The organism is uncultured Psychrobacter sp., assembly GCF_947500265.1.
Classification (GTDB): domain Bacteria; phylum Pseudomonadota; class Gammaproteobacteria; order Pseudomonadales; family Moraxellaceae; genus Psychrobacter.
In genome coordinates this window covers 12,623-37,444 of the sequence record NZ_CANMRN010000003.1, presented here as the reverse complement: position 1 = coordinate 37,444, position 24,822 = coordinate 12,623, and the positions used below count along the sequence as shown (strand labels likewise).

The following is a 24,822-nucleotide window of genomic DNA, read 5'->3' as shown; positions in this document are numbered from 1 at the left end:
ACTTTATGAGCCATTTGTAGTCGGTTTTTTCGTTTATGAATTCAGACAAATAAAGTGTCTCAATTTTTTAAGAAATAATAATGACATTTGAATAGTCGAGGTGATTTTCAATATAAAATTAACAGTAGATAAGCCTATTAATGGTTAGGTTTTTAAAAATATAAGAATAGTGTAGGTAGACTTTCAGTGATGACTAGATACCAATAGCGCTGATAAAGATAGGCACCCAAACCGCGGTAACTAACCCGTTCACTGCCAAGCCAAATGCTGCATAACGTCCTGCTGTATGACTGATTTGCCATGCCTCTACTGTACCAAACGCGTGAGCCGCTAACCCCAGTGCTAGACCTTTAGCACGGTCATCATTGATACCGCGGAACAAAAATCGCGCGACCGTACCACCTATCAGACCTGAGACGATGATAATTAGGTTAGCCATTGCCAATGGTGCTTTGATTAAATCTGCGATACTCAGGCCAATCGGTGTAGTCACAGAACGGGTAGCGAAGGCCAATAGGGTCTCATGACTGAGCGAAAATAAATAGGCCAGTGACATAGGCAGTAATGCACCAACGACACTAGCAATAGCGACAATTAGAGTGAGTTTTTTGACTGGTAAGCCTTTAAAGTTCATCGCCGCCAGTGGTACAGCCAGAAGTACTGTCACATATCCCAACAGATGGTCAAATACAGGTTTCGCTGCACTGTAATAGTTGTTGTAATCCCACTGCAGTAAAAATAGGAAAACAAGTACTAGGACAAGTGCGGTAATGACCATCGGTAGCCATGATAATTTACGTGCCAATACACGTGCAATTACGTGTGCTGCTAATGTCAATAATATTGCGGCTAGGGTTGCCATAAATACGCTGTCAAAAGTCATAATATTTCTCCGCAGCTCACGGCTGTCCCTTTTGCTCAGTGGTAGTCGTACTATCAGTGTTTGCAGCGTGATTGAGCCAACGATTGGCCAATAATGCTAGTCCCCACAGCGGTATGAGCGTACTAACGATCATCGTTATCATCACACCCAATAGCTCATCTCCTAGAGCAAATAGCAACAAGCCTGCACCAGCAGAAACGGGTAAGAAGGCAAAACCACTATCGACTAGTAACGTATTACTGGCCTGCGTGAGCCAGCTCGGCAACCCTTTAAGCAGTCGCCACGCCATCAAGATAACAAACATCGCAACCAAGCCGACAATATTAGCCGCTTTTTCGATGCCTGCCATTTGACAGAGAACAACCGCCGTTTCTCGGACAACGATAACCATAGTCAACGTTAGAATTAACGCAAGCCATAGTGGGAGATGGGGAGAGTGAGCAGACTTCATAAGCAATTCTGGCCAAGTCAGATATAAATGGATGGTGTACAAAAAAAATGCGTGATTGCACCAAGAACACAACGTAGAAAATGATGCTATAAATACTAATGGTAGCAATGATTCACTTTTAAAGTATTAACACTATCTATCAATATTTGTTGAATGTATAACAGGCGATTATATAGAGAGTGGGGCAACTAATAAAGCCTATGCACTGTGACTGGTCATATCCAAAAAAAATAGACGATATCAATGGATATCGTCTATTCTATTTTAACGTACTATATAAGGGTTTGTGATCTAACAGTATGAATCAAACGTTCATTCAGTTACTGCCGCAAATAACTCACTTTAAGCATAGTTCTTATTTTACAGAAACGACTATTATTTTTCTGAATCAGCTGTTTCTGAATGTAATGCATCAAACTCGTCAAATGCTTTTTCCTCAGCCTCTGTCATGGTTGGCTCTTCAACGTCATCAACCTTCTCAAACTCTTCAAGTACCGGCATCAGTAGTGTTGCTTGTGCCAGCGGCAACACATCGATAGGTTTTAAGTTGGCTTGACCGAGTAGCTGTCTTAAGCGGTCACTTGGCAAACGAATCGTCAGACATTCACGACCCGTATCGTCGTAGCTTTCTTCTTCAATAACACCCAGTTCATATAGAGTGTTTTTGAACTGTCCAGCATCATACGGCAAGGTCAGATCAAACGTCGTCAGTTTACCTGTCAGTAGTTGCTGTACGGCAAGCGTTAGCTCTTCCATGCCTAGGTTCTGTCTAGAAGAGACATAGACGCGGTTTGGCTGACCTTCGCTAGCATAGCCGATATGTGCAGGCTCTTCAGTCAAATCAATCTTGTTGTAGACATTGAGCACAGGTACATCGTTATCGATTTCTGCCAATACTTCTTTGACCGCCTGTATCTGCTCGTGCATGTCCTCGCTAGAGGAATCGATGACGTGCAATAACAAGTCTGCTTCTAGTGTTTCTTCTAGGGTTGCATGAAAAGACTCAACCAACTCATGCGGCAGATGACGGACAAAACCAACCGTATCGACCAAGACGACACGACCAACTCCCTGCCAGTCTAAACGGCGCAGGGTAGGGTCTAGCGTCGCAAATAGCTTATCAGCAGCGTAGATGTTCTCATCGACCAAACGGTTGAACAAAGTAGATTTGCCCGCATTGGTATAGCCGACCAGTGAGATAGTCGGTACATCAGATTTCTGTCTACGGGCGCGACCTTGCGCACGGGTCTGACGGACTTTTTCTAGTTTGCTTTTTAACTGATTGACGCGAGTCTGTAGTAGACGGCGATCGGTCTCAAGCTGAGTCTCACCCGGCCCACGCAGACCAATACCACCTTTTTGACGTTCCAAATGCGTCCAACCACGTACCAGACGCGTTGATAGATGGTTAAGCTGAGCCAGCTCTACTTGCAGCTTACCTTCGTAAGTACGAGCGCGCTGCGCAAAAATGTCTAAAATTAAACCAGTACGATCCAACACGCGGCACTTCACTAACGCTTCGATATTACGCTCTTGTGACGGCGACAAGCTATGGTTAAACAGTACGATGTCAGCTTCGTGTTCGCGTACTAGTTCTGCTATTTCTTCTGCTTTTCCGCTACCAACGAAGTATTTGGCGTCAGGGCGTGAGCGTGATCCAGTGACTAATGCCAAACGATCGGCACCTGCTGAATCAGCCAACAGCTCAAATTCACTAAGATCATCAGGATCTTGAATTTGGCGGATGTCTAAATGTACTAAAATGGCGCGTTCGCCACCTTCATGTCTTTCAAAATAATCCAAAGAGTATCACCTATTTAATAAAGTAAATGTCTCGCTATGATCAGCTCAAGAAGCTTTGACGTAGCGTTCATATGATTATCTATATATGGTCTTATCACTTGATATTAAAGCGTATTAGCATAATTAGCGATGGTTTTATGTTACAGCATTTGCTGCGGATAATTTTTTATAAATCTGCTTTATTACCCGTTTGTATAAAAGTCGGCACTCACTGAGTGAACAAGCTATCACTGAGTGTGCGAACTTTGTTATACTGGGCTCGTTTTTTGACTATTAAACACCCGTTATTTAATCATGAGGGCGAAGATGAGCCAAGCTAAATCAAGCTTTTCACTCAGACGACAGTTGAGCCGAGGCCGCCAGGTTGCTGGTATGACCACGACCATGGTCGGCGGCATACGCGCGGCAAAGCGTATCGGTGCATTTAAGCAGCCACCACGCGAGACCCTACCGCGCTATATCCAGACATTCTGCCGCAAGATGGCAGGCTCTTTTGGGGTAAAAGTAGTAGAAGTGGAACCTGTAGAGCAGTTCCATGGCTTGTGGGTATCGAATCATGTGTCATGGATGGATATTCCTGTCGTTGGTACTGTGAGCCCAGCGTTCTTTTTATCCAAGGCTGAGATCGGTGAATGGCCTGTATTTGGCAAACTTGCTCATGCCGCAGGGACGCTTTTCATCGAGCGTGGCTCCGGTGATGCAAGCTCAGTATCGGCGCAGATTGCTGATTTTTTAGCTAAAGGTTTTTCGATTATTTTCTTCCCTGAGGCGACGACCACCAGTGGTAAAAAAGTAAAGCGCATTCATGGAACATTGCTGCAAGCAGCTATTGACGCTGATGTGCCTATCAGACCGATCATCATCGCTTATGTCAATAAAGACGGCACACTAAGCGACGCATTGCCATACTATGGTAAGCTGACAATGAAAGAAAGTATGAAAAAAGTGCTCGATAGCAAAAACGTGACCGCTTATGTATTGCCACTCGCGCCTATAGATCCAGAAGGTCGTAACAAAAGCGAGCTGACCAATTTATTACAAGCACGCATGAATGAAGGATTGGCTGAGTTGCACTCAAGAGTCCTTAGCACACCAGTTGAAGACTGATTATTTACAGTTGAACTAGTTAGAGTTGAGCTAGTTTAGCTAATCTTAGCCAGTCAGCAAAAGGGCGCAAATCGAAACGATTTGCGCTCTTTTTTTTGGCAGATTTAATAGAGCACACATAATATTATTTATTCAGCAGGCTCTATTAAAATTCAATCTCTATGAAAGACCAATTATGGCGATGGATTAGGCTGCTGTGTATGCACCGCTTCAATCGCTTCTAATACATCTGCCGTTAGCTCCACATTGACACTATCGATGTTTGATTTGAGTTGCTCGGTTGTCGTTGCTCCAATGATGTTGCTGGTGACAAAGTGACGAGAGTTTACAAAAGCCAATGACATCTGCGCCATGTCCAGACCTGCATCAGCAGCTATCTTGGCATATTGTTCAGTGGCTGATTTGGCTTGCTCATTCACATAACGACCAAAACGATCGTACATTGTGAGACGTGCGCCAGTAGGACGTTTACCATCAAGATATTTACCAGACAACACACCAAAACCAAGCGGTGAATACGCAAGTAGGCCCACGTTTTCACGATGGGCAATCTCAGCCATACCAACTTCGTATAAACGGTTCAATAAGCTATATGGGTTTTGCACGGTAAGCGGTGGAATTAGGCCATTTTTATCAGCTTCCCATAAATAACGCATGAGTCCCCACGCAGTATCATTCGATAAGCCATAAGCACGAATACGACCTTTTTTGATCTCATCATTTAAGGCCTGAATGGTCTCTAAAAACGGTGTCAAATCATCTAGCGGTTGCGATGCCATCTCTTCGGTATAACCAAGCTGACTAAAAAAGTTGGTCTGACGCTCTGGCCAATGCAGTTGATAGATATCGATATAGTCTGTCTGTAGACGCTCCAAATTCCCGTCAATAGCGCTGCTAATGTGCTCGGCATTAAAGCGCGTTTGACCATCACGCAAAAAGTTCATTGGCGATATTTTGCTTGCGAGAATAACTTTGTCACGCTGTTTGGTCTTGTTAAACCAAGTACCCATGAATCGCTCGGTATCACCTTGTTTGTCTTTATCTGGTGGTGACGGGTACATCTCGGCGGTATCCCAAAAGTTCACACCTTCACTGAGCGCCATGTCCATTTGCTCATGTGCTTCGGACTCAGTATTTTGCTGTCCCCATGTCATCGTGCCTAGACAGATTTTAGATACTTTTTCATCGAGTTGCGGTAACGTTTGATACAGCATATAAGTCTCCCTTTTGACTGTTTTTTATCAATATTTATTTTTAGATGAGTTGTATTTATTGATGTTTACATCAATTTGATACCTGTGACACCTGGCGGTGTGACTTTAAATATTTTCACTTTGAATAATACGTCTTGTCCTGCGAGAGGGTGGTTAAAGTCTACTTCAACTTGATCATCATCGATGGCACTGATCGTACCGGGCAAGGTATTTTTGCCTTTGTCTTCGAACTCAACCATCATGCCAATCTCTGGATTATCAGCGACTAGCGCAAACTGAGTACGGCTAAAATGTTGGATGTTTTCAGGATTCCACTCGCCAAAAGCTTGCTCTGGCTCAAGGTGTGCGGTACGAGTGTCACCGGCGCGTAGATTCATCAGTACTTGCTCAAAACCAGGTAACAAGCTCTCATCACCAATGGTCAAAGACACAGGTGCATCACGATTAAAAGTTGAGTCGATGATGGTGCCGTTCTCTAGTGAAACTTCAAAGTGCAGCTTAACGAGGCTGCCGTGAGCGATACGAGTGTCTTCGTTTGGATTAATAAATTGAGATTGAGTCATAATAAAAAGCCATCGGTTGCTAGAGTAAAAGAATAGAAAATAATGAGTTTGATTAAAGTGTTTTTAATTGCAGTATTATAGTGTAAGAAATAATAAGCCATCTAAGACCAGATGTAAGCGTCAATAATGTAACGCAGATGGTGTACTATAATTGGCAATTCTAAAAGATATGAGGTGTCGGTAGTGAATAAACAACAAGGCACTGTCAAAAAATGGCAGGACGATAAAGGGTTTGGCTTTATTGAAACTGAAGCGGGCGAGTCTGTCTTCTTTCATGTGAGTGAGTTTAAGGCTCAGCGCCGTCCTAACATCGGTGAGGCAGTGGTCTTTAGCATTGGACAAAATGCGGAGGGATGCAAGCGAGCCACGCAAGTACAAGAGCTTGGGTTTGTACAGCAAAAAATGGCACAAAAAAATCAGCAAATCCGTCAGCGTAATCAGAAACGTAGCCATCAGGCAGAGTTTGAAGCGGGCCAAAAGAAACGCTCGTTTCTTGGACTGGCTTTTTATGGTGTTTTGGCTTTATTAGCAGCGACAGATAAACTAAGCTGGCTAGTGGTCGGCTGGTACGTCGTGCTAGGGATTATTACTTATGGCATGTATGCCAAAGACAAAGCTGCTGCGCAAAGTGGCGACTGGCGTACGTCTGAGTCTACACTGCATATACTAAGCGCGCTTGGCGGTTGGGTAGGTGCGCTATTGGCTCAGACGTATCTGCGTCACAAATCACAAAAGCCTGAGTTTCGAGTGACTTATTATTTGACGGTTGTCGTCAATATGGCAGGTTTGTTGTTTTTATTGGCAGGTGGTGGGTTAGAGACTTTGACAAACTTATTATGATGTTTGCTATAAGAACGATACAGATACCGCAATGATTAGTAGCATCGACGTATATAGAAATAAATAAAATAGAAGACAAAAAAGATGGGTGACGACTGCGTAACCCACCTTTTTTATTTATAAATTCAATTAACATCTCTATCTATAGACGGTTATGACCGTGGCATTTCACGCTTCTTTTCCAAAAACAGCATATCAATGACAATCAATAATACACCGATAGAAATACCAATATCCGCGATATTGAAAATCGGATAATGCCAAACATCAGCATAATGCACATGGATAAAATCAATCACATGACCATGTAATAGACGATCGATGAGGTTACCAACTGCTCCGCCCAAGACTAAGGCTAGACCAAAAGATAACAGCGTAGCTTTGCGTGGTGCTTTAATCAAATAAATGATTAGAAATAGCGACATGAGTAATGCCAGCCCTGAAAAGAACCACTTCTGCCAACCGCCCGCATCTGCCAAAAAGCTAAATGCTGCGCCATAATTATAAGCGAGTGTCCAATTAAGAAATGGCTCGATCACTGGCACTGGATCATGAAAGGTCAGCTTGGTTTCAGCCAGCCACTTGGTCCACTGATCTATGACAATGATAATCAGCGCCAGCGCATACCACATAAAAGCACGACTACCGTTAGCGACCATTTTTGGCACTTTATTCAGACGGCTTCTAGGTGTGGTCGAGCTACCTGTAGTCGCATGAGCAGGCTGAGGCGATTTATCGACTTCAGCTTGCGACGGCTTATTGTGCTGGTTGTCAGATGAGTCTGTTGGGTTAGGCATAATGGCGCACCTCGCCGTCACCACTGACATTGGTCACGCAGCGACCGCAAATTTCAGGGTGCGCGCTATCTGTGCCGATGTCATCACGAATGTGCCAGCAGCGTACGCACTTAGTACCAGTAGCGGCACTTACTTGGACCACTAAATCTACAGCCTCTTCAGTATTGGTGTCGGTCGCTTCATCTGTCTGTGCGATGCTATCAGCAGGTGCTTCGCTCATTGGCTTTAGTGCAGCGTTACTAGTAATTAGTACAAAACGAAGCTCTTCATCAAGCTTAGCGAGGCTTTCATACATGGCACCGTCAGCGTATAGGCTCACATCGGCAGACAAGTTGGCATTGATAATTTTTTCGCCACGTGCGGTTTCGATATGCTTGTTTACCATATCTTTGGCAAACATAATACGCTGCCAGTCATCATTGCTGATGGCGCTTAGCTCAAATGCTGGGAACTCGTACCACTCTTGAGTGAATACATAGCCGCCTTTATCAGCCTCACGTTGGTTCAGTACTTCCCAAGCCTCTTGCGCCGTGAATGACAAGATCGGTGTGATCCAGCGAATCAGCGCATGAGTGATATGGTAGATGGCCGTCTGTGCAGAGCGACGAGGCTGGCCATCCGCCTGCGTGGTGTACTGACGATCCTTGATAATATCTAGATAGAAGCTACCCAAGTCCTGCGAACAAAACGCCGTCACATGCTGGGTGACTTGGTGAAAGTCCATCGCATCATAAGCGCTCATGATTTGTGCTTGTACGGTTTGCGCACGCTCAATGATAAATTTATCAAGGCTGACCAATTCATTGATATCAATGCTATCAGTCGCTGGATCAAAGTCATCGGTATTGGCAAGTAAGAAGCGTAGTGTATTACGGATGCGGCGATATTGATCTATTGCCCCTTTAAATGATGCTTTACCAGCGCTCATCTCATAACGATAATCGCTGGATGCAATCCACAGACGCAGCATGTCTGCGCCCGTTTTGTTGATCTCTTCTTGCGGCGTGATGATATTACCCAATGACTTACTCATCTTACGACCGTTTTCATCGACCACAAAACCATGGGTCAATACTTGCTTAAACGGTGGGCGCTCATACATGGCCTCCGACGTCAGTAATGACGTTTGGAACCAGCCTCGATGTTGATCAGAACCTTCTAAATACATGTCAGCTGGGTTGGTCAATTCATCGCGCTGCTCAAGTACGGCAAAATGCGTCGTGCCTGAGTCAAACCAAACGTCCAATGTGTCCGTTGCTTTATCATAATCAGCCGCTTCACTACCCAAGAAATCTTCACAGCTGGCGTCAAACCACGCTTCAACACCGCCCTCATTGATTTTTTGCGCGGCAGTTTCCATCAGCTCAAGCGTGTTTGGATGCAGCTCGCCCGTTTCTTTGTGCGTAAAGAAAGTAATCGGCACGCCCCACGTACGTTGGCGTGAGATACACCAGTCAGGGCGACCCGTCATCATGGCTTCAATGCGGTTTTGTCCCCACGCTGGCGTCCAACTTACTGATGGAATGTCAGCAAGCGCGCGAGCACGTAAGCCTTTGGTTTCCATGTTGATAAACCATTGAGGCGTAGCACGGAAAATAATTGGCGACTTATGACGCCAGCAATGCGGATAGCTATGCTCAATTTTGGTATGGCTGATTAGATGGCCATTTTCATGTAGGGCAGCGATGATTTTTGGATTGGCTTTATAGATATGCTCGCCGGCAAATACAGCAGCGCTATCTAAATAAACGCCCGTACCGCTTACCGGATTTTCCACTGGTAAGTTGTATTTTAGACCAACGATATAATCGTCTAAACCATGACCAGGGGCCGTATGTACCAGACCAGTACCACTATCAGTAGTCACATGATCGCCCAAGATGAGCGGTACTTGACGGTCTTCAATCAGTGGATGCTGGGCATGTAGGCCTTCAAGCTCGCTGCCTGATACAGTTGCTAAGATGCCATTATTTTCTAGTTTTAGCTCACTCAATGCAGTTTCGACAAGATCCGCTGCGAGTACCAGATTGCCTTTTTCGGTAGCAACCACGCTATAGTTATGTTCTGGATGTACTGAGATAGCTTGGTTGGCAGGTAGTGTCCATGGCGTGGTGGTCCAAATAACAGCAGCGATGTTATCTGCGATATCTGCCAATGCGGCTACTTTGTCCGTACCGAGCACATCAAAGCTGACATAGATCGCGTCAGAGACTTTGTCTTGATATTCTACTTCAGCTTCTGCTAGGGCAGAGCTACAGTCCAAGCACCAGTTGACTGGCTTCATACCGCGAGTCACATGACCATTGTCATAGATTTTGGCAAGCGCACGTACGATATTAGCTTCCTGATGAAAGTTCATGGTCAGATAAGGATTGTCCCAATCACCGAACACGCCTAGACGTTTGAAGTCTGCTTTTTGCAGTTCAATCTGAGTGCTCGCATATTCGCGGCATAGACCACGGAATTCGGTCGCAGACACTTTTTGACCAACTTTACCAACCTTAGCTTCGACTTTTTGTTCGATTGGCAGACCATGACAATCCCAACCAGGGACGTAAGGCGCATCAAACCCCGACAAAGTTTTTGATTTTATAATAATGTCTTTTAGTACTTTATTGACTGCGTGACCCAAGTGAATCTGACCGTTGGCGTATGGAGGGCCATCGTGCAAAATATATTTGGTTGAACCAGCACGCGCCTGACGAATTTTACCGTAGACGTCATCTGCTTCCCAAGCAGCAAGCCAATCTGGCTCGCGTTTGGCAAGGTTTGCGCGCATCGCAAATGGCGTATCCGCAAGGTTCAGCGTGTCTTTGTAATCTTGGCTTGGTGTGTCAGTGCTCTTATCAGTCATAGAAGGTATCTTTTTAAAAGGTAGGTTTGTGTGTCGGTTTAAAACCGGATACAAGGCTCGATGTTCAATGTAGTTCAATATAGTACTGAGGGTTACGCGGTATTGATAATGCTTAATTACTAATAGTAGGTATATTGCTCATCATAGTCGGTTTATCAACCATCATGTCAATAAATACCCATTGTCGCTCATTAGTCGGTAAATAGTTACGTCAATAATAAATGGTAACGAGACGATTGCAACATAAAATATGCTAGTAAAATAATTCAAAAAAATATTTAGATCGGCAGCTATTATATGACAAAAAGGGTAGGGTAAAAAGAGCTGTGCGAGGTCAGTCCAATTTTGTCCAATATCAATCGTTTATCTGTGTTGTATATCCTCAGCACGGACGTAGCTATAAGCTCCTTGAATACTTATTTATTGAAGCATAAAGCACGGCTCAACTGCTAAAAAACAGATGCTAACCATAAGCGCAGTTTCAATGACCATAATGGCTGAATCCCTGTTAGACCTTGTGTCATCTCGCCATTCTCTAATACCACATAGGACGGAGTGACTTGTCCTTGCCAATCTGCAAAGATATTGCCTTGTTGATCATTTATGGTGGTGAAATCAAACTGATGTTGATCGAGATAGCTGCGTAATTCTTGATTTGAGCCTGACTGTACGGCAACAGTGACCACGGGATAATTATCTGCTGCTAACTTATTGATGGTGGGCGAAGTAAAACTACAGACTGAACACCACGTACCCCAGAAGTATACCAGTGTAGGCCGATCGTGGCTCATCGCTGCTAGATCGATAGTTTGTCCTTGGTAATCGGTCAGTTGCAACTGAGGGTTGGCAGGCATGATAGGCTGTCGCCACCAATTGACCACGCTATAGATCACGACAAACATGAGACCGTATAGCATTATCGTTTTAAGTATCGAAATTATCTTCGGCTTCGGCTGCTTCTTTGGCTTTACTTCTTTTTGCTCAATATCAGTCGTCATGACATCCGCTTTTTAGTTTACAAGTTATTTTCAGATGATGGCTTATCGTCACTACTTATCTTATCGTGATTGCCTATATGATCATTGCACGAAGAGTAGACAGTAGATAAAAATAAACGGCTGAAAAAAATCAGCCGTATTATTTATAAAGTCTACTATAAGTGTACTACGTCAACCTATTATGGCTTTTGCGCTCGGTTTTGTAATGGATCACCAATAAGTACGCTGCCTGAATTTTCACGGCGCTGCTCATCACTTAATTTGCTCGCTGGCACTTTGGCCTTGCGCTTCCATTTTAAACTGAACAAATCATCACGGCGATCGATTAAGTTATGTACTGAGCCTTCGTGACGAACGTGAGTCAGCTTGTCCAAGTTTACATCAGAGAAGAAAACCATCTCCGTGTTGGCAGTGGTCTCTGCCATAATCGCATCATGTGGGAACGCAAAGTCTGACGGGGAGAAAATCGACGACTGAGCGTACTGAATATCCAAACTCTCAACTTGCGGTAAGTTACCGACTGAACCGCAAATCATCACATAGCATTCGTTTTCGATAGCGCGGGCTTGCGCACAGTGGCGGACACGTAGATAGCCGTTTTTGGTATCGGTCCAGAAGGGCACAAACAAGATATCCATGTCATCAAGTGCCATTAGACGTGCAAGCTCAGGGAACTCAACATCATAGCAGACCAAGATGCCGATACGACCCGCATCCGTGTCAAATACTTTGACTTCGTCGCCACCTTCGATAACCCAAGCGCTACGCTCATGCGGAGTAATATGAATTTTGCGTTGCTCTTCAACCGTGCCATCACGGCGGCACAGATAGCTGACGTTGTATAAGGTATCGTCTTCATCTAGTAATGGCATCGAACCGGTAATGACGTTGACGTTATAACTGACGGCTAAATGCGAGATTTCATTTTTGAACCACTCGGTATAACCCGCCAAAAATCGAATGGCAATATTTTGATCGGTTTCTTCACATAGACCCATCAATGGCGCATTGAAAAACTCAGGTAAGCAGGCAAAGTCTGAGTTGTAATCAGCCATGATATCGACAAAGAACTCAACCTGTTGTAGTAATTCTTCAGGTGATTCGACTTCACGCATCTGCCACTGAATACCACCAATACGTACTTCAGACTTGCGAGTATTAGGCTTATAGTCTTTAGGCTCATAATAAATATTTGCCCACTCAAGCAAGGTGGCAAAGCCTTTTGACTGTTTGTCATCTGGCAGATAAGCAGTCAAAATACGTTTAACGATAAAGCCATTAGATAGCTGGAACGACAAAGCTGAATCGTGAATTTCACGGCTTTCAACGGCATCAATATATTCGCCTGGAGTCAGATCTTTGTGGTTATGATAGTTAGGTATACGTCCGCCAGCTAAAATAGCGCGGAAGTTCAACTGTCGGCATAGCTCCTTGCGTGCATCATACAGACGACGACCGAGACGGTAGCCACGATAATCAGGGTCGATGAGCGCATCTAAACCATAAATGGCATCACCTTCAGGGTTGTCTCTGATGATTTCTTTTTGCCCAATCAAATCGTCATAGGTGTGCGGGTTTGAAAATTTGGCATAGTCAACGCGCATAGAGAGCACGATACCAATCAGCTGATCATGATCAAACAAAGCAATCTGACCTTCCGGGAAAGCGTCAATCAAAGTATGAATGGTTGTCTTTGACCAAGCGCCACCCAAGTTTACATAGACACGATCCATTAAAGCTTTTAATTGTGGGTAATCTTTTTTCTTAATCTCAGCAATCGTGAGGTGAAAATCATCTAGTTTTTCCATCTTACTCATAAGTTTCCTGTTTTAAATAGCTATTGAATGTAGTGTGATTAAATAATGGGATCATGGCACGTTGATGTACCGATTTTTGTGCAAAAAAGTAATAAAAACATTCCAATAGGAAGATATTGTCGTTACAATAATTTATTGCCGTATTTACAATAGGTTATGTTGATATCTTAGACCGTTTTACTCATTATATTTAGTACTGTTTTTGGCTAACATAGAGGGCTAAAGGATAGCGAACGCCGCATTCTATATTGCTTTATACCTATTAGGTTTGTGAGCACCGATAAGCGCCTAACTCTGCATTATCATTGTACCTGCAACTTTCTTGCTATTTATTATCTCAATATAGAATCTAAATAATATCTATCAGCACCTTTTGTTTTGCTTGTTATCATAGCAAGCTGTAACGGTAATAACAGTCTCACGTAGTAAATATTTGCTACGTTTTTGTGAGTCAATTTTTTGGTTCAACTCAGGCATAGTATTGTGTTGCTTGTTTCGTTTAGCCGTATCTCATCGGCTTCTTAGGATTATTTTATTATGCCTTTAAATCATACCAATAGAATCATGAAGTGGAATGACATAGATGACTCCGCTTTGGTTCAATTGGTTTATGTCAGTACGCTGACTCTTGGCTCGCGTTTGAGCACCTCTATTTTTGATGAAGTAGAAGGCCACGCACGTAACTACAATCAGCAGCATAACATCACAGGCACGCTATGCTACGGCAATGGTCATTTTCTGCAATGTATTGAAGGTAAAAAGTCAGACGTATTTAATCTGCAAGAGCGTATCTTTGTAGATAATCGTCATAAAAATGTAGAAGTGTTGCTATTACAAGTCATCAATCATCGCAGCTTTGCCGACTGGCGTATGCGCTTGCTGTTTTTGGAGCGTTGGTTGTGGTCGCCCGCGACCAAAAAACAGGCTGTACAACTATCTCCGTTTTTACCATTTGCGCCGCATGGTTGGTCGTCTGATCGAACTGAGCAGTTTTTGCAAATTATCAAAACTTTTGATAGTCCACCCCATATTAAGGCGGCAGGCATTACTTATAATGCATTGGGTAATATGGTGCGCCATATCGCGGCTCCGCATCAGGCGTTTCTGATTATTCAAGGGTTTTTGAGCATATTACTGGTCGTCGCACTGATACTGTTATATTTATAGATTATAGTTTTTGCAAATTATAAAGCCAAAAAAAGACGCCAGCCTCTCGGGTTAGCGTCTTTTTTATTTGGGTTAAGAGTTTAGTATGCTCATCACATATCAAAAATCTTACCACGGTTCATAATATTGTTTGGATCGAAGACTTTTTTGACTTCTTTTAAGTATTCAATCTCAGTCTCACTGCGGCTATAGTGCAAGTACGGCTTCTTTGTCATACCAACCCCATGCTCAGCAGACACCGAACCGCCATATTTCTGTACCGTCTCAAACACATATTTATTGACGACCTGACACTCAGCAAAGAAATCATCTTTATTCATGTTTTCTGGTTTTAAAATATTCAGATGCAAGTTACCATCGCCAATATGTCCAAACCAACACACTTCAAAGTCTGGATAGTTGCTGCTGACAATATGATCAATCTCTTCGATAAAGGTTGGTACATGGCTGATAAGCACAGACACATCGTTTTTATAAGGGGTAAATACTGAGATGGTCTCAGAAATATACTCACGTAGCTTCCACAGCTCTGCCGCTTGCGTTAGGTTTTGACTCATCACCCCATCGACAACCCAACCTTGCTCCATACAATGCTCAAATATGGCCATCGCTTTGTCCATAATTGGCTCATAAGGCGCTTCAAACTCTAATAGCGTATAGAACTTGGTACGTGATTCAAACGGCTCTTGTACTTGACCATGTGCCATCAGCTTATCAATCGCTACATCGTCAAAGAACTCGAATGCCGTCAAATCAATTTGTGCTTGAAAGGCAGAGAGTACGTTCATCACATCGTTAAAGCTGTCCATACCAAGCACCATGACGTTTAAGTCTTGTGGCTGACGCTCAAGCTTAATTTGCGCATGAGTGACAAGGCCAAGTGTGCCTTCACTACCGATGAATAATTGGCGCAGGTCATAACCGGTGGCGTTCTTTACCATGCCGCGATTCAGCTGCAAGATATCGCCTTTACCAGTGACAACAGTCAGCCCCATAATCCATTGACGGGTCATGCCATAACGAATGACTTTGATACCGCCAGCATTGGTACCGATGTTGCCACCGATTTGACTAGAGCCTGCTGAGGCAAAGTCGACAGGGTAATACAAGCCTTTTGATTCAGCGAATTCTTGCAACTGCTGAGTAACCACACCGGCTTCGACTTCAACTATTCGATCGGCAGGATAGAACTGTCCGATATGGTTCATTTTATCCATGCTGACGACGATTTCACCATTGGCGGCGACGGCACCGGCAGACAGACCTGTACGACCACCACTTGGGGTTAGAACGACGTTGTGCTCATTGGCAAGCAGGACGATAGTCTGTACTTGCTCAGTGGTCTTTGGAAAGATGATGGCAGCAGCAGCAGGAGCAAAGTGCTTGGTCCAGTCTTTGCCCCAATGCTCTAGACTCTCAGCATCGGTTTTGATTTGGGTCGGGTCGAAATCATGGGTATCAGTGAGCGTGCTCAAGATGGTTTGCACGGCATTGGTTTCGGATGTGTTTTGAGCGGTAGTTGGCGTCATGGTCAAATCTCAATATTGGCGTAAGCACGATGCTGGGACTGCTTATTATATAGTGAAATAACTATAAATTCAGTGATGAGTCAGCTCGTAGAAGTAATAAGTGGGTGATAATTTTTACCTATAATAAGAGGTAAGTAAGAAATAGTTGATTCGATCGGTTTCAAACAGAATAATTCACTATAGCATAAAAATTTTTCAGGCTTGATAACCAATAATTCATCTAATCTGCTAACATCGACTTCAAATTTTGTGTAAGATATCGGGACTGTTTTCGTTTCATCCATCATAGATTATCCAACAGGTAATCTTATAAAACAATTATAGGACAGTTCTCATATGGCGTTATCACTACAAAAAGACAAAATCCGGTTTTTATTGCTTGAAGGTCTACATGACAATGCCCTAAAAGTATTGGAAGGAGCTGGTTATCACAACATCGAGAATATCAGTCACGCCTTAGATCAAGACGAGCTGATCGAAAAGATCAAAGATGCTCACTTTATCGGTATTCGTTCGCGCACTCAGTTGACGCGTGAAGTGCTTGAGCACGCACACAAGCTTATCGGCATTGGTTGCTTTTGTATTGGTACCAACCAAGTAGATCTAGACGCCGCTCGTGATCTTGGTATTCCTGTCTTTAACGCGCCATTCTCGAACACCCGTTCGGTAGCTGAGCTAGTATTGGCAGAAGCCATTATGCTGTACCGTGGTATTCCCGAAAAGAATGCAACCGTACATCGCGGCGGCTGGGGTAAGTCTGCGACCAATTCACATGAAGTGCGTGGCAAGACTATCGGTATCGTAGGTTATGGCTCTATCGGATCGCAGCTGTCTGTCTTGGCAGAAAGCTTCGGTATGAAAGTCATCTATCATGATGCCGTGACCAAATTGCCACTAGGCAACGCGGTACAAGTTGGTAGCCTAGAAGAGCTACTATCAACGGCTGATATCGTGACATTGCATGTACCTGATGTACCAAGCACTCGCTATATGATGAAAGCTGAGCAATTCGCTCAAATGAAAGAAGGCAGTTACTTTATCAATGCGGCTCGCGGTACGTGTGTTGAAATTGATGATCTAGCAGATGCGCTTGAGTCTGGTAAAATTTTGGGCGCGGCTATCGATGTGTTCCCAAAAGAGCCAAAATCAGCTGACGAAGAGTTTGAGTCACCACTACGTAAGTTTGATAATGTGATTTTGACGCCGCATATCGGTGGTTCAACACAAGAAGCACAGGCCAATATCGGACTAGAAGTAGCAGATAAGTTTGTTAGATACTCTGACCAAGGTGATACGGCGACTGCGGTTAACTTCCCAGAAGTTTCTATTCCGTTCAAAGAAAACTCGCATCGTCTACTACACATTCACAAAAACGTGCCAGGCGTACTGTCTCAGATTAACCGTTTGTTTGCTGAAGCTGGCATTAACATCCTAGCGCAGAGCCTGATGACAGAAGGTGATGTTGGTTATCTAGTGATGGATGTCGATTACAATGATTCGACCGCTGCACTAGACCAATTAAAAGATGTAGAAGAGACTATCCGCGTACGTATCTTATTCTAATATAGTCAATCCGCTTTCAGATTGGATTAACTATATCAGTGCTAATAGTTTTGATACGCATTGAAGATTTGTCATAAAAAAAGAGAGGCTCTATTGATTAGAGCCTCTCTTTTTTATTTCACTTCTTTTTTATTGTACTAATGCTAAGTTTAATTGGCTTTAGTGTTGTTTGCAGCTTCCGCTTGTAAACGCGCTTCTGTCTTAGCGGCTTTACGTTTTTCGATTACATCCATCACGTCACTACCGATATGGGCTTCCCCACGCTTCTTGGCTAGCTGCATTTGGTGTTCGCGCTCGCGGAAACGGGCTTTTTGCTCATCGGTTGCCTTGTCGATACAGTGTGGGCATGACTCGCCTTTGATATAGGCAGGGTTTTGCATGTCATCGACAGTGATCGGCATACGGCATGCAAAACACTGCTCGTAGCTGCCTTTTTCTAGGTTGTGATTGACCGATACACGGTTGTCGAAAACAAAGCAATCGCCTTGCCACATAGAATCACTGGCAGGGACTTCTTCGAGGTATTTTAGGATGCCACCTTCTAAATGATAGACCTCTTCAAACCCTTGCTCACGTAAATAGGCAGTAGATTTTTCGCAGCGGATACCACCTGTACAGAACATCGCGACTTTTTTATGCTTAGTTGGATCAAGCTCTTTTGAGACGTATTCTGGAAACTCGCGGAACGTTTCAGTGTTTGGGTTGACTGCGTTTTGGAAAGTACCAATTTGCACTTCATAGTCGTTACGCGTGTCGATCAAGGTGACTTCAGGATCTGAAATTAACGCATTCCACTCGCTTGGTTTTACATAGCGACCAACGGACTCCAATGGATCGATATTCTCTACACCCATAGTAACGATTTCTTTTTTCAGCTTCACCTTAGTGCGATAAAAAGGCTGTGCATCAGTATAGGATTCTTTGAAGGTAAACGTACCAATTGCCTCAATACTACGTAGGTAGGCAAGTACGGTATCGATACCTTGACGCGTACCAGAAATCGTACCATTAATGCCTTCGCTTGCAAGTAACAATGTACCTTTCACATCGTGATCGAGCATAGTGTTTAGGATAGGCTCACGATATTGCTCAAAATCAGCAAAGCGCGTGAACTTATATAGTGCGGCAACGACGATATTATTAGTTACACTATCGTATACAGGGGCTGAATTGTTGTCAGTTATCGCGGGTTCTTTGTTGATGCTCATGTCTTTCTCCTGCTGGCTAGGTCGCAAACCTAGTGCAATGATAATAAAAAAGTAGATAGGTATATAACATTATCTCAATTGTGGAATTGGTTAATGCGCGCGTAGTGTAGCAAATTTTAGATGGGTTTTGAATAGTTTGTAATGCTTGGCTTGATGTTATAGAAAACAAAAAAGCCCAGTAAAATACTGAGCTTTTTTTATATTCAATTCGTAGTACGAAAGTTAGATACTATTTACTCTGGAACCAAGTATCTGCTTTGCTACGAGCACTGGCGATGTCATCACTTGATAGGTTCAATGCCAACTGACCAATTTTACCACGTGCCTTGTTACGGACTTTTTCATCTAGCATGCCATCACGGGCAGCCAAGTCATACCATTTATAGGCATCGACCAGATTTTTTTGCTTTTCATCTAATAGCGCAAGCGTGTAACTGGCACGGTTATCGCCACGCATTGCAGCTTTTTCTAACCATAGACGTGCTTGTTGCAAATTAGGCTGTACGCCTTCGCCGCGCAAATACATGATAGCAAGATTCAACTGAGCAGGGGCAACGCCTTGCTGAGCGGCTTTGGTGTACCACTGGATTGCTTGTTGGGTATTTTGCGCAATGCCTTCACCTTTTTGCAAACGCTTGGCCAAATAGAACTGAGCGTGATCGTTACCTTGGGCGGCACGACTAGACAACTCGCTCACAGGCATAAGCTCAAAACGTGAGGTATCAAGCGGTACGTTTGATATTAACTCAGCATTGGCTAAACCAGCACAAGAAAATAATGCAGTAAACAACGCAGCTTTTAATAATTTCATAGCAGCTCCAAAATTAGGCAGTTAATAAGCAAAAAAAATTGTACCGCTAAACATTGTCTCGCTAAAGACAGTTAGACGGCGATAACAATTAGGTGGAATCTTGCGATATGAACTTACCTAATCATTAGCAAAAGGGGGTTGTCATCTCTAAATCAGAGATTTCACCCTAACTGATTAGACAAACGGTCGTAATAGTGGGGTGGCTGACAATATTTTGCTAGCTTAACACCCAAACTTACGAAACTCAAATACTAATTACAAGGTCTAATAGACGTTTGTACCTGATTGTCCTTAACAAAATCAGATAGTTACTAAAAAATCATATTAAGTTAACAATCTATTAAGGTTAATACCAGCCCGTGGAGCACTGTTTAGTAGTCTCTAAAGTCTCAAGATAGCTAATGATTTAACGGTTATTTTTTTGTCACTCGGTAGATAGCAACGTCTGCTAACAAGTTAGGCGCTTGCCTAATTAACGCCTTCATCAAAGGTGTATGACCTTTTTCAGAATCGCTAACGGCAAAACGATTAATAATATGAATATCATGCTGCGCACATAACAGCTCAAAATCTTTGAAAGTACATAGGTGAATGTTTGGTGTGTTGTACCATTCGTAAGGCAGTGCTTCAGAGACAGGCATCATACCTTTTAGCCCTAAATGAATACGGTTTTGCCAATGCGCAAAGTTAGGGAAGGTAATAACTGCTTCACGGGCAACTCTCAGCATATCAAGCAACAACTCATCAGGTGCTTTTACTGCTTGTAGGGCACGTGCCATGACGACCGTGTCAAAGCTGTTATCAGCAAAGCGCGCTAGACCATCGTTGAGATCCTGCTCGACAATTGATAAGCCATTGCCAATTGCTTCATTAATTTTGTCTTCATCAATCTCTAGTCCGTAACCTGTCACGCCTAGTTTTTGCTGTAAGTGGGCAAGCAGCTCGCCATTACCACAACCTAAGTCCAGTACATGTGCTTGCGGCGCAATCCAGCGCTCTGCCAGTTGGTGGTCCATTCTCATGAGCGCTCTCCTGTGGCTGGGCGGCTAGGGGTAATAAATGGTGCAGTCAAAAACCCTTTAACCGCACCCATGTAGCGAGGAATATCAAACAAGAATGAGTCATGTCCGTGCGGCGCGTCAATATTGATATAGCTGACTGGTTTGCCAGTGGCCATCAGCGCATCGACAATCTCTTGCGAGCGCTCAGGTGAAAATCGCCAGTCAGTGGTAAATGACACAACCAGATATTGGCATTGTGTATGAGCAAAGGCTGCTTTGAGCGCAGAAAGCTCTTGCTGACGATCAGACTCAATATCTTCAATCGTCGTTACTGCATCTTCTAACTCACTCTGTGCATTCGCTTTACTAGATTTGACTGACGCTGCGATTGAGTCTTCTATTTGCACTGCCGACTCTGTAGTGTCTTTTACTACGGTTGATGGGTAGTCGCGCGTCGGATCAAAGTAATCTAAGGCTTTGGTCATGAGCAGATAGGTATTGGCATCGAAGTTTTCACTAAAGCGCTCGCCTTGATAGCGTAGGTAGCTTTCGACCTGAAACTCGACATCGTAGCCATACATGAATTTACCTGATTTTAAATCACGGCCAAATTTGGCTTTCATCGCGTCATCAGTTAAATAGGTAATATGGCCAACCATACGCGCCAATATCAGTCCGCGACGAGGATAAGTGCCTTCTTGTATATAGCGACCATCTTTAAAGTCAGGATCGGATAATATAGATTGGCGCGCTACTTCGTTAAAGGCGATATTTTGAGCAGATAGCTTTGGCGTACTGGCGATGACCACACAGCGCTTTAATCGCTCTGGATAATCAACAGACCATTGTAGCGCTTGCATACCGCCCATTGAGCCGCCGACAATGGCGTGCCAAACGTCGATGCCTAAACGATCTGAAAGCATTGCTTGGGTTTTTACCCAATCTTTGATGGTGATCAGCGGAAAATCAGGGCCATACACTTGCGGCTCATCGCTGCTATTTGCATCAAGGCTGTCCGAACTAACACTATCCGAACCAACGCTATCAGGGTTAATAGTGGTAGGCCCTGTTGAACCAAAACAGCTGCCGATATTATTGACACAGACCACATAAAACTGATTGGTATCAATCGCTTTATTAGGGCCAATCATATTGTCCCACCAGCCTGCTTTTTTGTCATCAGCACTATGAAAGCCGGCTGCATGATGATTGCCCGATAACGCGTGGCAAATCAGAATCGCATTTGATTTATCGCGATTGAGCGTACCGTAAGTCTCTACCATCAAGTCAAACGAGGGCAGGGTACGGTTGCATTCTAACGTTAAGGGCTCAGCGAAATGAAAATTCTGAGGCGTAACGACACCCACCGACCCTGCAGCACTGTCAATATTGGCTGAGCTATTAGGATGAGGTTGTGAATTAGGATGCTGGTCACTGGTATTATCAGAGCGTGCGTTCAAAGCTACCTCGCAAGACTACAATCATCAATAAAATAAAAGCAAAATGGCACGTTGTTAACAGGCTATTTTACCTACACGGTTTTTATAAACTGGGCCTGCCTATTGTATGGTGATGCGCGTTGGAGTACAACCGTCGAGCGCGCCTTTCGAGCGTATCGATCATAGTTTTTATAGAAGGTGCGCTAGAAATGAATAACGAGTAAGCCGTCAGTATCAAGTAATCAAGAGTTAATAAATAGCAACTGCGTATCAAATTGTATAGGGGCGCTTTTAGCCCGCGTCATTAATGGATAAAATGCTACACTAATGAGGTGTTCATTCAACTGTGTCTTAACAGTATCGTCTCTTATTATTTTGACCTCACCCTTAATAACTTACTGCTAATAAAGTGCTGCTATGAAACCTAAATTGCCCCCACGTATTGCCGTTTTGTTAGTGAATCTTGGTACCCCAGATGAGCCAACGGCACCTGCCGTACGTCGCTACCTCAAACAGTTTTTGTCAGACCCACGAGTGATCGAGATTCCCAAATTCCTATGGGCTATTATTCTGAATCTATTTGTCTTACCAAGTCGTCCTAAGCGCGTAGCAAAGGCTTACGCCAGTATCTGGGAAGGTGATTCACCGATTCGTAAAATACTAAAAAGCCAAGTTGAGCTATTAGAACCACGTTTGGTCGATAGTGTGGCACCATTTCGTGTCTCTGTGCATCCTGCGATGAGCTATGGTAATCCTGGTTTGCCTGACGTCATGGATGCGCTACGTGGTGAAGGGGTTGATCACTTTGTTATACTGCCATTGTTTCCGCAGTACTCTGCCTCTTCAGGCGGTGCGGTATATGATGCGCTGACGAAGTGGACACTCAAGCAACGCAACTTGCCAAACTATACGATTGTCAAAGACTACTTTGCCCATCCACTATATATTCAAGCTTTGGCCAACTCTATTCGCCGTTTTCAAGAGAAGCATGGCAAGCCTGAAAAATTGATGTTTAGTTTTCATGGTATCCCGCAGCCTTATGCCGATAAAGGCGATCCTTATCCTAAGCGTTGTAAATGTACCGCTGCGCAAGTGGCACATGAACTTGGCCTGAACGATGACGAATGGATTATCAGTTTCCAGTCACGCTTTGGTAAGCAAGAGTGGGTCAAGCCGTATACCGATGTAGTGTTGGAAGATTGGGGTCAGTCAGGTGTGCGCTCGGTACAGGTGATTAGTCCGGCGTTCTCGGCAGATTGTCTAGAAACACTAGAGGAGCTAGCCATTGAAAACCGTGATAATTTTCTTGAAGCAGGCGGGCAAGAGTACCATTATATTCCTGCATTAAACCTTGATGAAACACATATTGCATTGCTTGAAGCGCTGAGCTTGCCTCTAGTAAAAGGTTGGGCTGGCACGTTAGATGGCTGGGTTTAGTTAGTCGAGCGTAGTTGTATTGGTGAGTTGAATAGTAGAATAAAAAAGCACGCTTAATATAGTTAAGCGTGCTTTTCTGGTTTAGAGGGGTAGGTCAACAATCGTATTAAGTTCTAAAAATCATCATCGTTGCTACGTTCGGCTGCTTCTCTATCAACAATATCCATCGCATCTGGATAATCACTGTCATCAAGATTGTCTTGAACCAAAATCTCATCGACACGAGACTCATCGATATTTTGACGATGCGCAGGTGTTAGTCCTTGGGTCGCATCACTACCGACTTCTGAGTTGTTAAATCCCGCACTATTATCAATCACATCATCGTTATCAATGGTATGCAGCATAGGATTGTCCAAATCAACCAATTGATTGTCTTGTTCATCCTGATTATTGTTATCTAAATTATCTGAGTTATCGACGTTGTTATTATTGTCACGACGATTACCGTCAATATGATCCATCTCTTCTGGTAGTGGGTTTTTTGAGTTTTCCATGAATAATTCCTTGTTGTAGTTATTAGATGTTGCCATCATTAGAAGTAAAAATATCGCGCTAGCTTGTTAAAGCATTGCTCATTGCAATGTAGATTATATGCTTCTCAGTTTGTACGCTTATTCAACTTTTCACTAGTAGTAAGGTGTGACAGGATGTTCAAAAAATGTAAGACGGTGATTAGAACGCAAAACGGCTATTCAAAATGAGTAGCCGTAATTGTTTATGAGATTTATGCTAAGTCTTTGTAGGGTAGCAAAGTCGCTAAATAAGAAATCAAACTTATAGTTTTAATTATTGGCGTGGTCGAACTTATAATTTAACTTCTGAACCAGATACGACTGATAGTCAGCCAGTTTGAATCGCCATAAATAGGTCAAGGCAATACCGTAGATTGCAGTCTCAGCCAGCTCTTCGACAATTTCCCCAAATGTATGAGGAAACATAATAGCGTTCTCGCCCATGTACTGAATGATAGCCAGTACAGTAACGCTAAGATAGAGCGAAACGGGCACGTTTTTTAGCACTGCCCATAGATAATGTCTCGAATAGGCCAGTAAACCAAGTGCGACGAGATAGATAATGGTAAGGACGCTGTCCTCCCACCAGTCATAAGACTGACCAAGCATCGAAAAGTCGCTTGGAACCAGTAAGTCTGGTAGATAGTTCAACTCTCGACGAATGACAGAGACAAATATAAGTACGGCTGCTAGCCAAAAAGCCTTAATTTGTTTGACATGACTTTTCATAACATATTGTGAACTGCGCAATAGGCATATTATCAAAAGGATAATGCCAGGGACTTCAATGATGCCATCTGAACTCAAAATAACTGGCTCCTGCGT

Annotated in this window: 21 protein-coding genes; 5 read left to right on the top strand and 16 right to left on the bottom strand. The window is 43.6% G+C overall.

Features of this window, described 5'->3' with window-relative positions:
• Positions 1-193 precede the first annotated feature (193 nt).
• From Q0788_RS05100 to hflX, 3 genes are all read right to left on the bottom strand, one after another.
• Positions 194-883, bottom strand: coding sequence for an LrgB family protein (locus Q0788_RS05100; protein ID WP_298808416.1), 690 nt, complete (start codon positions 881-883; stop codon positions 194-196).
• A gap of 16 nt (positions 884-899) precedes the next feature.
• Positions 900-1,334: a CidA/LrgA family protein gene (locus Q0788_RS05095; protein WP_160021507.1), complete on the bottom strand. Its 435-nt coding sequence runs from the start codon at positions 1,332-1,334 to the stop codon at positions 900-902.
• Between the two features lie 375 nt (positions 1,335-1,709).
• Positions 1,710-3,137: a ribosome rescue GTPase HflX gene (gene hflX, locus Q0788_RS05090; RefSeq protein ID WP_298808411.1), complete on the bottom strand. Its 1,428-nt coding sequence runs from the start codon at positions 3,135-3,137 to the stop codon at positions 1,710-1,712.
• 306 nt (positions 3,138-3,443) lie between these two features.
• On the opposite strand from hflX, the gene Q0788_RS05085 reads away from it, so the two are divergent.
• A complete protein-coding gene (locus Q0788_RS05085) occupies positions 3,444-4,244 on the top strand; it encodes a 1-acyl-sn-glycerol-3-phosphate acyltransferase (protein WP_201578967.1) in 801 nt (266 codons plus the stop codon).
• Between the two features lie 173 nt (positions 4,245-4,417).
• Here Q0788_RS05085 and Q0788_RS05080 read toward each other — a convergent pair whose 3' ends face one another.
• Positions 4,418-5,458, bottom strand: a complete 1,041-nt coding sequence (locus Q0788_RS05080) for an aldo/keto reductase (protein ID WP_298808405.1) — start codon at positions 5,456-5,458, stop codon at positions 4,418-4,420.
• 65 nt (positions 5,459-5,523) lie between these two features.
• Positions 5,524-6,021, bottom strand: coding sequence for a peptidylprolyl isomerase (locus Q0788_RS05075; RefSeq protein ID WP_201607374.1), 498 nt, complete (start codon positions 6,019-6,021; stop codon positions 5,524-5,526).
• 183 nt (positions 6,022-6,204) lie between these two features.
• On the opposite strand from Q0788_RS05075, the gene Q0788_RS05070 reads away from it, so the two are divergent.
• The gene (locus Q0788_RS05070) at positions 6,205-6,861 is read left to right on the top strand and encodes a cold shock and DUF1294 domain-containing protein (protein ID WP_298808401.1); all 657 of its coding nucleotides are present in this window, start codon (positions 6,205-6,207) and stop codon (positions 6,859-6,861) included.
• 152 nt (positions 6,862-7,013) lie between these two features.
• On the opposite strand, the gene lspA is transcribed toward Q0788_RS05070, so the two are convergent.
• The 4 genes from lspA to Q0788_RS05050 all read right to left on the bottom strand — a co-directional run bounded on the left by lspA (position 7,014) and on the right by Q0788_RS05050 (position 13,327).
• Complete coding sequence (gene lspA, locus Q0788_RS05065; protein ID WP_298808398.1) at positions 7,014-7,658, bottom strand: signal peptidase II; 645 nt, start codon at positions 7,656-7,658, stop codon at positions 7,014-7,016.
• Positions 7,651-10,512 (bottom strand): isoleucine--tRNA ligase, encoded by a 2,862-nt coding sequence (gene ileS / locus Q0788_RS05060; protein WP_298808396.1) that lies wholly within the window; start codon positions 10,510-10,512, stop codon positions 7,651-7,653. Before ileS ends, lspA begins: the two co-directional genes overlap by 8 nt.
• 449 nt (positions 10,513-10,961) lie before the next feature.
• Positions 10,962-11,510, bottom strand: coding sequence for a protein disulfide oxidoreductase (locus tag Q0788_RS05055; RefSeq protein ID WP_298808394.1), 549 nt, complete (start codon positions 11,508-11,510; stop codon positions 10,962-10,964).
• A gap of 179 nt (positions 11,511-11,689) precedes the next feature.
• Positions 11,690-13,327, bottom strand: coding sequence for a carbon-nitrogen hydrolase family protein (locus Q0788_RS05050; protein ID WP_102094613.1), 1,638 nt, complete (start codon positions 13,325-13,327; stop codon positions 11,690-11,692).
• Between the two features lie 537 nt (positions 13,328-13,864).
• Between Q0788_RS05050 and Q0788_RS05045 the strand changes: the two genes are divergently transcribed.
• The gene (locus Q0788_RS05045) at positions 13,865-14,494 is read left to right on the top strand and encodes a BLUF domain-containing protein (protein WP_298808392.1); all 630 of its coding nucleotides are present in this window, start codon (positions 13,865-13,867) and stop codon (positions 14,492-14,494) included.
• Positions 14,495-14,586: 92 nt separating this feature from the next.
• Here Q0788_RS05045 and Q0788_RS05040 read toward each other — a convergent pair whose 3' ends face one another.
• Entirely contained in the window at positions 14,587-16,023 is a 1,437-nt protein-coding gene (locus Q0788_RS05040; RefSeq protein WP_298808389.1) for an FAD-binding oxidoreductase, read from the bottom strand.
• A gap of 336 nt (positions 16,024-16,359) precedes the next feature.
• Between Q0788_RS05040 and serA the strand changes: the two genes are divergently transcribed.
• On the top strand, positions 16,360-17,586 hold the full coding sequence (gene serA, locus Q0788_RS05035) for a phosphoglycerate dehydrogenase (RefSeq protein WP_057758460.1): 1,227 nt from the start codon (positions 16,360-16,362) through the stop codon (positions 17,584-17,586).
• A gap of 149 nt (positions 17,587-17,735) precedes the next feature.
• On the opposite strand, the gene Q0788_RS05030 is transcribed toward serA, so the two are convergent.
• From Q0788_RS05030 to Q0788_RS05015, 4 genes are all read right to left on the bottom strand, one after another.
• Complete coding sequence (locus tag Q0788_RS05030) at positions 17,736-18,794, bottom strand: rhodanese-related sulfurtransferase (protein ID WP_298808387.1); 1,059 nt, start codon at positions 18,792-18,794, stop codon at positions 17,736-17,738.
• Positions 18,795-19,023: 229 nt separating this feature from the next.
• Positions 19,024-19,605, bottom strand: a complete 582-nt coding sequence (locus tag Q0788_RS05025; RefSeq protein WP_057758462.1) for a tetratricopeptide repeat protein — start codon at positions 19,603-19,605, stop codon at positions 19,024-19,026.
• A 413-nt stretch (positions 19,606-20,018) separates the two neighbouring features.
• Complete coding sequence (metW, locus tag Q0788_RS05020; protein ID WP_057758464.1) at positions 20,019-20,627, bottom strand: methionine biosynthesis protein MetW; 609 nt, start codon at positions 20,625-20,627, stop codon at positions 20,019-20,021.
• Positions 20,624-21,994, bottom strand: a complete 1,371-nt coding sequence (locus Q0788_RS05015; protein WP_298809017.1) for a homoserine O-acetyltransferase — start codon at positions 21,992-21,994, stop codon at positions 20,624-20,626. The genes metW and Q0788_RS05015 overlap by 4 nt, the downstream gene beginning before the upstream one ends.
• A gap of 468 nt (positions 21,995-22,462) precedes the next feature.
• On the opposite strand from Q0788_RS05015, the gene hemH reads away from it, so the two are divergent.
• Positions 22,463-23,482 carry a ferrochelatase gene (gene hemH, locus Q0788_RS05010; RefSeq protein WP_298808385.1) on the top strand — a complete coding sequence of 340 codons (1,020 nt, stop codon included), beginning with the start codon at positions 22,463-22,465 and terminating at the stop codon, positions 23,480-23,482.
• Positions 23,483-23,595: 113 nt separating this feature from the next.
• Here the strand turns inward: hemH and Q0788_RS05005 are convergent, their stop codons facing one another.
• Together Q0788_RS05005 and Q0788_RS05000 are read right to left on the bottom strand one after the other, a co-directional pair.
• Positions 23,596-23,979 carry a hypothetical protein gene (locus tag Q0788_RS05005; RefSeq protein ID WP_298808383.1) on the bottom strand — a complete coding sequence of 128 codons (384 nt, stop codon included), beginning with the start codon at positions 23,977-23,979 and terminating at the stop codon, positions 23,596-23,598.
• Between the two features lie 288 nt (positions 23,980-24,267).
• Positions 24,268-24,726 carry a hypothetical protein gene (locus tag Q0788_RS05000; protein ID WP_298808382.1) on the bottom strand — a complete coding sequence of 153 codons (459 nt, stop codon included), beginning with the start codon at positions 24,724-24,726 and terminating at the stop codon, positions 24,268-24,270.
• Positions 24,727-24,822: the final 96 nt, after the last annotated feature.